Source organism: Roseateles sp. L2-2, assembly GCF_050613215.1.
Classification (GTDB): domain Bacteria; phylum Pseudomonadota; class Gammaproteobacteria; order Burkholderiales; family Burkholderiaceae_C; genus Roseateles; species Roseateles noduli.
In genome coordinates, this window is record NZ_CP192509.1 from 1,422,184 (window position 1) to 1,434,169 (window position 11,986).

The window sequence follows — 11,986 nt, forward strand, 5'->3', positions numbered from 1 at the left end:
ACCCCATGACATCGTTCCTTCACGCCATGAAACGCGCGGTCGCGGCCCTCGCCTGTCTGGCCGGCCTGGCCGCCTGGCCCGCCGCCGGCGCCCAGACCGCGCCGTCGCCGCTGGCGTCGTTCACCCGCACGATCAACGCCGCGATCTCGGGCCACAACCGCGAGCACCTCACCGGCGTCACGCCGCAAGCCTGCGCCGCCGCGTGCCTGGACGACGCGCGCAAGACCTGGTGCGTGAGTTTCGACTTTTACAAGAACGCCCAGCAGTGCGACCTCAGCGACAAGCGCGCGGCCGACGTCGGCGGCCTGAAGACCGACTACGCCGGCAATCCCTATGACCATTACTCGCTGGTCCCGGGCCCGGGCGTGCCCAACCCGATCACCGGACCCTACGGCCGCCGTCATGTGCTCGTGATCGGGATGGACGGCCTGCGCGGCGATGCGCTGTTCTGCGCCGGGTGCGCCACGACGCCCGCCCTGAGCGCGCTGGCCGGCAGCGGCGCCTTCCACGGCAACGTGCTCGCGGGCGGCTCGCAGGCGACGCTCAGCGGTCCGGGCTGGGGCACGCTGTTCACCGGCTTCTGGGCCGACCAGCACGGCGTCACCAGCAACGACATCGCCTTGCCACTGCGCAAGCCGCATCTGTTCGACCGCATCAAGTCGGCCTATCCGACGGCCACCGTCGCGGTCGTGGGCGATTGGGCCAACATCACCGGCAACCTGAAGCCCGCGGGGGCCGACTTTGTGGTGGCGAACGCGGCCAAGAACTCGCAGCAGGCGACCGACGCCGTCAAGGGCTGGCTGTCCTGGACGAATCCGCCCACGGCGATCTTCTCCTACCTGCACAACGTCGACATCCACGCCGCCAGCTACGAGCCGCTCAACGCCAACTACCAGTCCAAGATCGCGGGCGAGGACGCCCAGATCCAGCAGGTGCTGGACGCGCTCGCGGCCCGGCCGACCTACGCCGAGGAAGAGTGGCTGATCGTCGTGGTCTCCGACCACGGCGGCACCGGCAGCGGTCACGGCGGCCAGAGCGCGGGCGAACGCGACGCCGCGCTGGTCCTCACCAACCGCTATCGCAATCCGTCCAAGCCGGCCTATTGCCAAGGTGATCTGACCGGCGCGCCGATGCCGCAGACCGACGCGCTCACACCGCATGTGCTCGACTTCCTGGGCTTGCCGAACGACACCGCGGGGACGAAGCACCCCGCCTGCGGACGGCGGTGAGCGCGCGCCGCCGGAGGCGTGCCGGCGGCCGTCCAATTCATAGATCGAATGAATGGTTGGGTCGTGAATTCAACATGGCGTCGATGGACGTCCTGTCATGTTGGATTCATAGAGTGACGGCATCCGCTCACCACTCCCCCTGGATGCCGCCATGCGCCACGTGCCCCACGCCCCCAAGGTCCTCCGCTCCTCCGTTCTCCGCCGCGCCGTCCTGACCGCCGTCGTCGCTGCGGCGGCGGGGCTGCCGGCGGTCTCGTCCGCCCAGCAGCAGACGCTGACGATCGGCCTGATCCCGGCCGAGGACTCGCAGGCGATGATCGAATCCAGCCGCCAGGTGCTGGACGCGCTGCAGCAGCAGCTCGGCATGACGGTGAAGCCCTTCGTCGCCACCGACTACAACGGCGTCATCGAGGCGCTGCGATCGAAGAAGCTGGACGTGGCCTACCTCGGTCCGTTCTCGTACGTGCTGGCCAGCTCGGTCGCGAACGTCGAGGCCTTCTCCGTCGCTGTCACCAAGAAGACCGGCCAGAGCGCTTACAAGAGCGTGATCCTCGCCCGCAAGGACAGCGGCGTGCACACGGTCGCCGAGCTCAAGGGCAAGAACTTCGCGTTCGTCGATCCGAGCTCCGCCTCCGGCCATCTGTTCCCCAAGGCCGGTCTGCAGCAGGCGGGTTACGACCCGGACGCGCTGTTCGGCCGCGTGCTGTTCTCGGGCTCGCATGACGCCAGCATCCTGGCCGTCGCCAACAGGAAGGTGGACGCGGCCGCCGTCGCGGACCGCATCTTCGCCAGCGCCGTCGCCAAGGGCACGGTGAAGCAGGACGACTTCGTCGTGCTGTGGTCGTCCAAGCCGATTCCCGAGTCGCCGATGGTCTGGCGCAAGGACCTCGATCCCGTGTTGAAGGAGAAGATCGCCAAGGCGCTGGCCAACCTCAAGGACGTGAAGTGGGGCGACCAGGGCGTGCTCAACGGCTTCCAGCCGACCAGCGACGCCGCTTACGACGTCGTGCGCGACACGGCCAAGGTGCTCAAGCTCGACCTGCGGAGCATGAAGTGATCGCGCTGCGCGGCGTCACCAAGCGCTTCGGCGACAACGCCGTGCTGCGCGGCGTGGACCTGGAGGCGAAGGCGGGCGAGTTCCTCGTCGTGCTCGGGCCGTCCGGCGCGGGCAAGTCCACGCTGCTGCGTTGCATGAACCGGCTGGCCCAACCCGACGCCGGCGCGATGACGATCGCCGGGCTGGATGTGATCGCCGGGACGCGCGCGGCGGACCTGCGCGAGCTGCGACGCCGCGTCGCGATGGTGTTCCAGCATCACCACGTGGTGCCGCGTCTGAGCGTGGTGAAGAACGTGCTGACGGGCCGGCTCGGCGCCGTGTCGACATGGAGTTCGGTGCTGCAGCTGTTCCGCGCCGCGGACGTCGCGCTGGCGCTGGAGTGCCTGGACCGCGTCGGCCTCGCCGACAAGGCGGACGCGCGCACCGACTCGCTGTCCGGCGGCCAGATGCAGCGCGTGGGCATCGCCCGCGCGCTGGCGCAGCGCCCGCAGGTGATCCTCGCCGACGAGCCGGTCGCGAGCCTGGATCCGCACACCGCGCGGCAGGCGCTCGGCTACCTGAAGCAGGCCTGCCGCGAGCTCGGCATCACCGTCGTCTGCAACCTCCACCAGGTCGACTACGCGAAGGAATTCGGCGACCGCATCGTGGGCCTGTCGCAGGGTCGGGTCCTGTTCGACCGGCTGCCGGGCGAGCTCACCGAGGCCGAGCTCAACGAGCTGTACGCCGGCGGCGCCGGCCGTCCCGGCCACGCCGGACTGCAGCTCATCGAGCCCGTGATCGTCGAGGACAAAAGGAAATCCGCATGCCAACGATGAATGCCGTCGACCGCGCCGCGGCCGACCGTGCGGCCGACCGTTTCCGCTGGCTGGTCGGCCTGCCGACGACGCCGGGCGGCTGGACCAGGCTGCTGGCCGCAATGGTGCTGGGCCTCTGGGCGCTGCAATGGAGCGCCGCCGGCGCGCAGCTCAGCCCGACGGAGCTCGCGAACGGCCTGCCGCAGATCGCCGACTTCCTGGGCCGCACCTGGCCGCCGGACTGGCGCATCCTCGACCGGCTGTGGGCGCCGGCGCTGGAGACGATCCAGATCGCGGTCTGGGGCACGCTGCTGGGCGCGCTGGCGGCGGTGCCGGTGTCCTTCCTCGCGGCGCGCAACCTGCAGGGGCCGCGCTGGCTGTACCAGCTGACGCGCCAGGGTCTGAACGTCACGCGCAGCATCAACGAGCTGATCCTCGCGCTGGTGTTCGTGTCGGCGGTGGGGCTGGGGCCGTTCCCCGGCGTGCTGGCGCTCGCCGTGCACGGCGCGGGGATGCTCGGCAAGTTCTTCGCCGAAGCGATCGAGGAGATCGACCAGGGCCCGCTGGAGGCGCTGCGCGCCACCGGCGCCCGGCCGCTGCAGGTGATCGTCTTCGGCGTGCTGCCGCAGGTGGTCACCGCGTGGATCGCTGTCGTGCTGTACCGCTTCGAGGTCAACCTGCGCTCGGCGACGGTGCTCGGCATGGTGGGCGCGGGCGGACTGGGTTTCGAGCTCGTGGGCAGCCTCAAGCTGTTCAAGTACCCCGAGACGGCCACCTGCATCATCGTCATCACCGTCATGGTGGTCGCCGCGGACTTCGTGTCGAGCCGGCTTCGTCGTGCGATTCAAGACAGTGGTCGGCATTGAGAACGAGGACAACGACGTGAACGTCTGGAAGTTTCACAACCCGGTCGACGTGCGGGCCGGCATCGGCGCGCTGGAGCGGCTGCCCGAACTGGTCGGTCAACGCGATGCGCTGCTGGTCGCCTTCCCGGAAGCGGAGCCGCTGGGGATGGTCGGGCGGGTGAGGGCGATGCTCGGCGACCGTCTCGTGGCGGTGGAGACCGACATCCGCCCGAACCCTGATGTCCGCTGGCTGGCGCCCATGTACGAGCGCCTCTGGCGCGAGCACGGCGGCGCGCGTTGCGTGATCGCGCTGGGCGGCGGCAGCAGCATCGACGCGGCGAAGGCGATGCTCACCGCGACGCCGTCGGGCCGCTTCGACGAACTGCTCGACCATCTCATCGATCCGAAGGCGGCGCCGCTGCCGGCCGACGGTCCACATCGCGCGCTGATCGCGATCCCGACGACCGCAGGCACCGGCAGCGAGGTCACGCCCTGGGCCACGCTGTGGGATGCGGAACGCTCCCGCAAGCATTCGCTGCATCTGCCGTGGACCTGGCCGGAAGCGGCGATCGTCGATCCGTCGCTGATGGTCAGCCTGCCAGCGGGCGCCACGCTGGCGAGCGGCCTGGACGCGCTGTCCCACGCGCTGGAGTCGTTGTGGAACGTGCATCGCAACCCGGTGTCGTCCAGCCTCGCGGCGGACGCCGCGCGCGCCATCGTCGCGACCCTGCCCGCGCTGTTGCGGGAGCCGCGCCGGCTCGACCTGCGCGAGGCGCTCGCCGTCGCCGCGCTGCAGGCGGGCATGGCGTTCTCCAACACGAAAACGGCGCTGGCCCATTCGCTGTCCTACGACATCACGCTGACGCACGGCACCGCGCACGGCATCGCCTGCTCGTTCAGCCTCCCGCGCGTGATGCGGCTGGCCTTCGGCCGCGATGCGGCGCTCGACGCGCAGCTGTTGGCCATCTTCGAAGCGACCGATGCCGACGGCGCGGTCGCCGCGCTGGAGCGCTTCCTCGCCGCGCTCGGCGTCTCAACCGATCCCGCCGACTACGGCATCCCGCCCGCCGACTGGGACGCCCGCGTCGAGCAGGCGCTGCGCGGTCCGCGCGGTCGCAACTTCATCAAGGCCTACGCATGAACACGTCCACTCCTGAACTCCGGGTCCCGCATCTCCAGGCCGTCATCTTCGACTGGGCCGGCACGCTGGTCGACCACGGATCGCTGGCGCCGACACAGATCTTCGTCGACGCGTTCGCAACCTTCGGCATCGCGCTGACGCTGGACGAGGCGCGCGGTCCGATGGGCCTGTCCAAGCGCGATCACATCCGCACGCTGCTGGAGGACGCATCGCTGCAGGCGCAATGGCGGGCGCGCTTCGGACGTCCGTCGACCGACGCCGACGTCGACGCGATCTACGAGCGCTTCATGCCGATGCAGATCGAGAAGGTCGGCCAGTACTCGCAGCCGATTCCCGGTGCGGTCGAGATGCTGGCCGCGCTGCGTCGTGCGGGGCTGAAGATCGGCTCGTGCTCCGGGTATCCGCGGCAGGTGCTGGATGTGCTGCTGCCGCAAGCGAAGGCCGACGGCATCGCGGCGGACCACGTCGTCGCGGGCGACGAGCTCGCCGCCGGCGGCCGTCCGGGGCCGTTCATGGCGCTGGCGAACGTGCTGGCGCTCGGTATCGGCGACGTGCGCGCCTGCGTGAAGGTGGACGACACGACACCCGGCATCGAGGAAGGCCGCCGCGCCGGCATGTGGACCATCGGACTGAGCCTGTCGGGCAACGAGACGGGTCTGACGCTTGCGCAGCTTCAGGCGTTGCCGGACGCCGAGGTCGAGGCGAAGCGCGCCATCGCCGCGCAGCGGCTGAACGCGGCAGGCGCGCATCTGGTGATCGATTCGGTGGCGCAGCTGCCGAAGGCGCTCCTCGAGATCGACGCGAGGATGGCGCGCGGCGAGCGTCCGTGAGTGGTTCAATGCGCTGACCACTTCGGGACATGCGCATGGGTTGGACTCTTTTCGGATCGGCCGCCTCCGGCTCGACGGCGGTGGAGGCGGCGTTGACGCTGCTCGGCATCGAGGTCGACCTGATCGAGGGTGCGACCTGGGAGGCCGAGGCCGCCCGCGTGCGCGTCGGCGCGGCCAACCCGATGCGGCAGATCCCGACGCTGGTCGACGACGCGGGGCGCGTGATGACCGAAAGTGCCGCGATCTTGATCCACCTCGCCGACACTCATCCGCAGGCGCGGCTGGCCCCTCCGGTCGACGATCCGCGGCGGGCGGAGTTCCTGCGCTGGATGGTGTTCGTGTCGTCGGCGATCTACTCGCTGCATTGGATCAAGCCGGACGTGACCCGCATCGGCGCCCGGCCCGATCAGCGTGACCAGGTGGTGGACGCGGTCCACGACCGCATCGCGTTCTGCTGGGGCGTCATGGACGCGCAGATGACGCCCGGCCAATACCTGCTGGGTGACGAGCTGTCGGTACTGGACCTGTATGTGGCGGTCGTGTCGCGTTTCGGGCCCTGGCGCGAACGCTTCTACGAAGTCGCGCCGACGATGTCGCCTGTCGTGCGACGTGTCGATGCGGACCCGCGACTGCAGGACTTCTGGGCGGTGCGTTTCCCGCTTGACGACGAGTGACTCCCATCGCCGCTGGCCCTCACCCCCACCCTCTCCCGCAAGCGGGAGAGGGAGTGAAAATGCACCGAGCCCGTCGGAGCAGGAGCACTGGGGTGGCTCCCTCTCCCGCTTGCGGGAGAGGGTGGGGGTGAGGGCCAGCGGCCGAAGAAGGACTTGACGTCGTGCGAAGCGCGTTCGCGCTCTGGGGTCTGCGTAGAGGCGCGCTCCTATCATCGACGGCGAACTCCCAGCCTCATGAGGTCGCCGTGTCCGCCAACCCTTCGTCCGCCAGTCCCTCGTCCGGTGCTCCGCGCCGACTCCTCGTCCTGATGCCGACGGCGGAAGAGCATCTGTCGCAGTTCCGCGCGCGGTATGACGTGATCTACGCGCCGACGCCCGAGGCCCGCGCGAAGGCCGTCGCCGAACACGGCGCCGACATCGAGATCGTCCTGACCATCGGCGCCGTCGGCCTGCGCGCCGACGAGATCGACGCGATGCCGAAGCTGCGCGCCGCTGCCGCGCAGGGTGCGGGCTACGAGGCGATCGACCTCGCCGCCGCCAAGGCGCGCGGCCTCACGCTGTGGAACGGCGCGGGCACCAACGATTCGTGCGTCGCCGACCATGCGATGGCGCTGCTGCTCGCTTCCGTGCGCGCGCTGCCGCAGCAGGAGCAGGCGCTGCGCGCCGGGCTCTGGCGCGACGTGCTGCCGCTGCGCCCCAGCGTCAACGGACGCAAGCTCGGCATCCTCGGCATGGGCACGATCGGTCTGCGCATCGCCAGGCGCGCGCTGGCCTTCGACATGGAGGTCGGTTATCACAACCGCCGCGAGCGCAACGACTCGCAGGGCTGCCAGTATTTCGGCTCGGCGCTCGACCTGGCCCACTGGGCGGACTTCCTCATCGTCGCGGCACCCGGCGGTCCTGCCACCAAGCACATCGTCAATGCCGAAGTGCTGAAGGCGCTTGGCCCGCAGGGCCACGTCGTCAACATCGCCCGGGGCAGTCTGGTCGACACGGCCGCGCTGGCGGCAGCGCTCGCCGCTGGCGAGCTCGGCGGCGCCGCGCTGGATGTCTATGAATCCGAGCCCAAGCCGCCGGAGGCGCTGCTCGCCTTCCCGAACGTGATCCTCACGCCGCACATCGCCGGCTGGTCGCCGGAGTCGGTCCAGGCCACGGTCGACCTGTTCCTCGAGAACGCCCGCCGCTGGGAAGCTGGTGAGCCGGTGCTGACGCCGCTCTGAGCAAATGCGAGCGCCCGGCTCTCCGTGGGGCCGGAGTACTGCTAGGGGTTCCCGGAGGGATGCCCCTTGCGGTGCGGAGAGCCCGCGCTTGGCGATGGCAGTCTCAATGGCTGTCGACGGACGTCATTGCATCGAGCTGGCGCACGGCGTCGGCCGGCAGCGTCAGTGAAGCGGCTTGAAGGTTCTGCCGCAGATGGTCGACGGACGAGGTGCCCGGGATGAGCACCAGGTTGGTCGACCGCTGCAGCAGCCAGGCGAGCGCCACCTGCATCGATGTTGCGCCCAGTTCGGCGGCGACGGCCGACAGCGTTTCCGACTGCAGCGGCGAGAAGCCGCCGAGCGGGAAGAACGGGACGTAGGCGATGCCTTGGCCGGCCAACTGGTCGAGGAGCGCGTCGTCGTTGCGGTGCGCGAGGTTGTACTGGTTCTGCACGCAGACGATGTCGACGATCTTGCGAGCATCGGCCACCTGACGCGCCGTCACGTTGCTCAACCCGATGTGGCGGATCAGACCTGACCCCTGCAGTTTCGCCAGCGCGGTCAGCTGGGGTTCCAGGGAGCCTTCGGCCGGTCCGTGGACGTCGATCATGCTGCGCAGGTTCACCACATCGAGGACGTCCAGCCCCAGGTGGCGCAGGTTGTCGTGGACCTGCTGCGTCAGCGCCTCCTCCGACTGGGCGGGCAGCCAGGACGCGTCGTCGCCGCGCCGGGCGCCGACCTTGGTGACGATCGTGAGGTCGTCCCGGTACGGATGGAGCGCTTCGCGAATGATCTGGTTGGTCACGTGCGGGCCGTAGAAGTCGCTGGTGTCGATGTGGTCGACGCCCAGCGCGACGGCTTCACGCAACACGGCGACGGCGGCGGCGCGGTCCTTCGGCGGACCGAAGACGCCCGGTCCGGCCAGCTGCATCGCGCCGTAGCCGATGCGCGTCACCGTGCGGGTGCCCAGCTTGAATGAACCGGCTTGCGCCAGGGGGCGGGAGGAAGTGCTGCTCATGGGGTGTCCTTCGATGTGATGGCGGGGAGGTCGGCGAGGTCGGCGACGTCGTGAAAGGACTGTAGGCAGCGGGCCGTCGTACGATAAGTGGATCGAATCTGCACGGGCTGTGCGGAATCAAGGACAGTGGGATGGAACTTGGCGATCTCTCGGCCTTCCTCGCCGTGGCGCGATCCGGCGGCTTCCGGGAGGCCTCGCGGCAGTCCGGCCTGAGCCCTTCCGGGCTGAGCGAGGCGGTGCGGCGGCTGGAGGCGAAGCTGGGCGTCCGGCTGCTGCACCGGAGCACCCGCAGCGTCGCGCCGACCGAAGCCGGCGCCCGGCTGTTGGACCGGCTCGGGCCAGCGCTGGGCGAAGTCGAAGCCGCGCTCGATGTCGTCAACGGCTTTCGCGAGCGCCCGGCCGGGACGCTGCGGCTCAACGTGCCGGCGAGCGCCGCGCGGCTCGTGCTGCCGCAGATCGTTCCCGCCTTCTTGAAGGCGTACCCGGACATCAAGCTCGACATCACCGTCGAGGAGAGCTTCGTCGACGTGCTCGCCGCGGGCTGCGACGCCGGCATCCGCTACGAGGAGCGCCTGGAGCAGGACATGATCGCCGTGCCGATCGGCCCGCGGACGCAGCGTCTGGCCACGGCGGCCTCCCCGGGCTATCTCGCCGAACATGGCCAGCCGGCGCATCCGCGTGACCTGCTCGCGCACCGCTGCCTGCGGGGGCGCTTCCCGAGCGGCACGATGCCGGCGTATGAGTTCCAACGCGACGGCGAGGCCGTCACCGTCGATCCCGACGGTCCGATGATCGTGCGCCTCGGCGGCGGCCTGGACCTGGCGATCGACGCGGCGGTTCACGGCTGCGGCGTCATCCAGACCTTCGAGGATTGGGTGCGTCCGCACCTGGAGAGCGGCGCGCTCGTCCCGGTGCTCGAGGACTGGTGGGTGTCCTTCAGCGGCCCCTTCCTCTACTATCCGGGCCGGCGCTACCTGCCGGCGCCGCTGCGCGCCTTCGTCGACTTCGTGAAGGAAGGGCAAGTCGACGCCGGACACGATGGAACGAGCGGACAAAAAAAGTCCGCCGCTTGAGCAACGTCCAGGACCGGGGTCAGGCGTTGCTCAAGTCGAGCGGACGAAAGCTTTGAGAACTGAAAGGCACTGAAAACAAAGGTCCCCTCGGGAGGGGACCCTGGCTCCGCGAACGGAACGCTGGAGGCGAAGGATTCGCCAGGCTGAGCTAAGCTCTCAGCCGAGCAAGCCCGTCGCCAGTCCGAGGCAGGACATCACGCCGATGCAGACCACCCAGGCATCCGCGTTGTTCAACGAAGACCAGACCGTTTGCTTGAGCATCTGCATGACCATCTCCTGCTACAGCCGGGTTGGCTGCGATGGATGGAAATTTACTGTATGCCCATACAGTAGTCAACCGGGAAGCGCCGGATTGTGCGCGTCCCGCCACGGCCTGCTGACCGGCCGCTTCGGGTTCAGCGATTCCCCTCAACGGTTGCTCAGCGATTCCGCTTCGCCCGGCACTCCGGGTTCGAGCACAGCCCGTACAGCGCGAGCGCATGCTCGACCAGCTCGTAGCCGCGCTCCTCGGCGATCTCCTTCTGGCGCTGCTCGATGCCGGCGTCGTAGAACTCCTCCACCCGGCCGCAGGCCAGGCACACCATGTGGTCATGGTGCTGCGCGGAGTTGAGCTCGAACACGGCCTTGCCGGATTCGAAATGCTGGCGCGCCAGCAGCCCCGCCTCCACGAACTGCATCAGCACCCGGTACACGGTCGCCAGCCCGATGTCCGCGCCCTCCAGCAGCAGCTGGCGGTAGACGTCTTCGGCGCTGAGGTGGCGTTGGTCCGACTGCTCGAAGATCTGCAGCACCTTGATGCGCGGCAGCGTGGCCTTCAGGCCGCTGGATTGCAGGCTCTCGATCTGGTGCTTGGGGGAGTCGGGCTTGTTCGAATCAGGCATGTGCGGTGAGTGTGATCGTGCGGACTGGCGATCAGGCGGCCGCGGTTTCGGGATTCTTGGCGTCGCCGGGCTCGTCGTCGGCATCCGCGGAGGCCGAGGTCGCGCCCTTCGATCCCTTCCTGGCTTTCCTGGCCCCCTGCGGCTTGCGCAGCCACAGGTAGAGGCCGCTGCCGAGGATCACGATGGTCGCCACGTCCAGCAGCGCCCAGAGGATCTTCATCGGCATGCCGCCGTAGTCGCCGAAGTGCAGCGGCTGCGACACCAGCAGCGCCGTCAGGTACCACGGCAGTTCCGGCGCGGCCGTCAGCTGCGAGGTCTTCGCGTCGATCAGCAGCGGCTGCAGCAGCTTGGAGGTCAGCGGCGTCGTGCCCTTCAGGAAGAAGGTGTTGTGATGCGGGCTGGAGAACGAGGTCCCCGGGAAGGCGATGAACGAGACCTTGCGCTGCGCGCCGACCTGCATCGCCGTGTTCATCGAGTCCTGCAGCGGTGCGCGCTCGGCGGCGGTCAGCAGCGGCTGGTCCTTGTAGGGCGCCAGCAGCGCGGTGACCTTGTCGTACTGCCAGTACTGCACCAGCAGTTCCGCCCAGGTGTTGATCATCCCGGTCGCGCCGACGACGAAGCACCACACCAGCGTGACGATGCCGATCAGGTTGTGCAGGTCCAGCCACTTCACGCGCGTCGAGCGGTCCTTGCGCACCGCGCCGAAGTCGAGCTTGCGCATGAACGGCGCGTAGAGCACCACGCCGCTGACCAGCGCGATCAGCAGCAGCAGGCCCATCAGCCCGAGGAAGAGCTTGCCCGGCAGGCCCGCGAACATGTCCACGTGCAGCCGGAACATCAGGTCCATGAAGCCTTCGCCGATGCGGTACTCGCGCACCGCCAGGCCGGTGCGCGCGTCGACGGCGACCGACTTGAACTGGTCGGTCGGTGCCGGCGTCGGCGCGAGCGTGAACCACCACAGGCGGGGATCGTCCTCGTTCTCGCCGGCGAACTGGATCACCATCGTCGGATGCACCGCGTTGGCCGCCTTGGCCATCACGTCCAGCGACACGCGCTGCTTGTCCATCGCGGCGGGCAGCTCCGGGGCCTCGATCTCGTCGCCGAGCAGGTGGCCGATCTCGTGATGGAAGATCAGCGGCAGGCCGGTCAGGCACAGCAGCAGCATGAACAGCGTGCAGACCAGGCTGGTCCACTTGTGGAGCCAGGTCCAGACCCGGATGGCGCGCGAGCTCAGCATCGTCGTGT

At 69.2% G+C, this 11,986-nt stretch carries 12 protein-coding genes; 9 read left to right on the forward strand and 3 right to left on the reverse strand.

The window, feature by feature from the left end:
• Nucleotides 1-5 precede the first annotated feature (5 nt).
• From ACQZ13_RS06485 to ACQZ13_RS06520, 8 genes are all read left to right on the forward strand, one after another.
• On the forward strand, nucleotides 6-1,229 hold the full coding sequence (locus ACQZ13_RS06485; protein ID WP_431050392.1) for an alkaline phosphatase family protein: 1,224 nt from the start codon (nucleotides 6-8) through the stop codon (nucleotides 1,227-1,229).
• Nucleotides 1,230-1,380: 151 nt separating this feature from the next.
• Complete coding sequence (gene phnD / locus ACQZ13_RS06490; protein WP_431050393.1) at nucleotides 1,381-2,286, forward strand: phosphonate ABC transporter substrate-binding protein; 906 nt, start codon at nucleotides 1,381-1,383, stop codon at nucleotides 2,284-2,286.
• A complete protein-coding gene (gene phnC / locus ACQZ13_RS06495; protein ID WP_431050394.1) occupies nucleotides 2,283-3,101 on the forward strand; it encodes a phosphonate ABC transporter ATP-binding protein in 819 nt (272 codons plus the stop codon). The genes phnD and phnC overlap by 4 nt, the downstream gene beginning before the upstream one ends.
• Nucleotides 3,089-3,946, forward strand: a complete 858-nt coding sequence (gene phnE / locus ACQZ13_RS06500) for a phosphonate ABC transporter, permease protein PhnE (RefSeq protein WP_431050395.1) — start codon at nucleotides 3,089-3,091, stop codon at nucleotides 3,944-3,946. Before phnC ends, phnE begins: the two co-directional genes overlap by 13 nt.
• A complete protein-coding gene (gene psrA, locus ACQZ13_RS06505; RefSeq protein WP_431050396.1) occupies nucleotides 3,918-5,066 on the forward strand; it encodes an iron-containing alcohol dehydrogenase PsrA in 1,149 nt (382 codons plus the stop codon). The genes phnE and psrA overlap by 29 nt, the downstream gene beginning before the upstream one ends.
• Nucleotides 5,063-5,896 carry a phosphonoacetaldehyde hydrolase gene (gene phnX / locus ACQZ13_RS06510; RefSeq protein WP_431050397.1) on the forward strand — a complete coding sequence of 278 codons (834 nt, stop codon included), beginning with the start codon at nucleotides 5,063-5,065 and terminating at the stop codon, nucleotides 5,894-5,896. Before psrA ends, phnX begins: the two co-directional genes overlap by 4 nt.
• Before the next feature lie 35 nt (nucleotides 5,897-5,931).
• A complete protein-coding gene (locus ACQZ13_RS06515) occupies nucleotides 5,932-6,570 on the forward strand; it encodes a glutathione S-transferase family protein (protein ID WP_431050398.1) in 639 nt (212 codons plus the stop codon).
• Nucleotides 6,571-6,878: 308 nt separating this feature from the next.
• Complete coding sequence (locus ACQZ13_RS06520; protein WP_431053147.1) at nucleotides 6,879-7,790, forward strand: NAD(P)-dependent oxidoreductase; 912 nt, start codon at nucleotides 6,879-6,881, stop codon at nucleotides 7,788-7,790.
• Between the two features lie 103 nt (nucleotides 7,791-7,893).
• On the opposite strand, the gene ACQZ13_RS06525 is transcribed toward ACQZ13_RS06520, so the two are convergent.
• The gene (locus tag ACQZ13_RS06525) at nucleotides 7,894-8,787 is read right to left on the reverse strand and encodes an aldo/keto reductase family oxidoreductase (protein ID WP_431050399.1); all 894 of its coding nucleotides are present in this window, start codon (nucleotides 8,785-8,787) and stop codon (nucleotides 7,894-7,896) included.
• A 131-nt stretch (nucleotides 8,788-8,918) separates the two neighbouring features.
• Here ACQZ13_RS06525 and ACQZ13_RS06530 point away from each other — a divergent pair, with 131 nt between their 5' ends.
• Nucleotides 8,919-9,860: a LysR family transcriptional regulator gene (locus ACQZ13_RS06530; RefSeq protein WP_431050400.1), complete on the forward strand. Its 942-nt coding sequence runs from the start codon at nucleotides 8,919-8,921 to the stop codon at nucleotides 9,858-9,860.
• A gap of 419 nt (nucleotides 9,861-10,279) precedes the next feature.
• Here the strand turns inward: ACQZ13_RS06530 and fur are convergent, their stop codons facing one another.
• Nucleotides 10,280-10,741, reverse strand: coding sequence for a ferric iron uptake transcriptional regulator (fur, locus tag ACQZ13_RS06535; protein ID WP_088408448.1), 462 nt, complete (start codon nucleotides 10,739-10,741; stop codon nucleotides 10,280-10,282).
• A gap of 31 nt (nucleotides 10,742-10,772) precedes the next feature.
• Entirely contained in the window at nucleotides 10,773-11,975 is a 1,203-nt protein-coding gene (locus ACQZ13_RS06540) for a PepSY-associated TM helix domain-containing protein (RefSeq protein ID WP_431053149.1), read from the reverse strand.
• Nucleotides 11,976-11,986 lie beyond the last annotated feature (11 nt).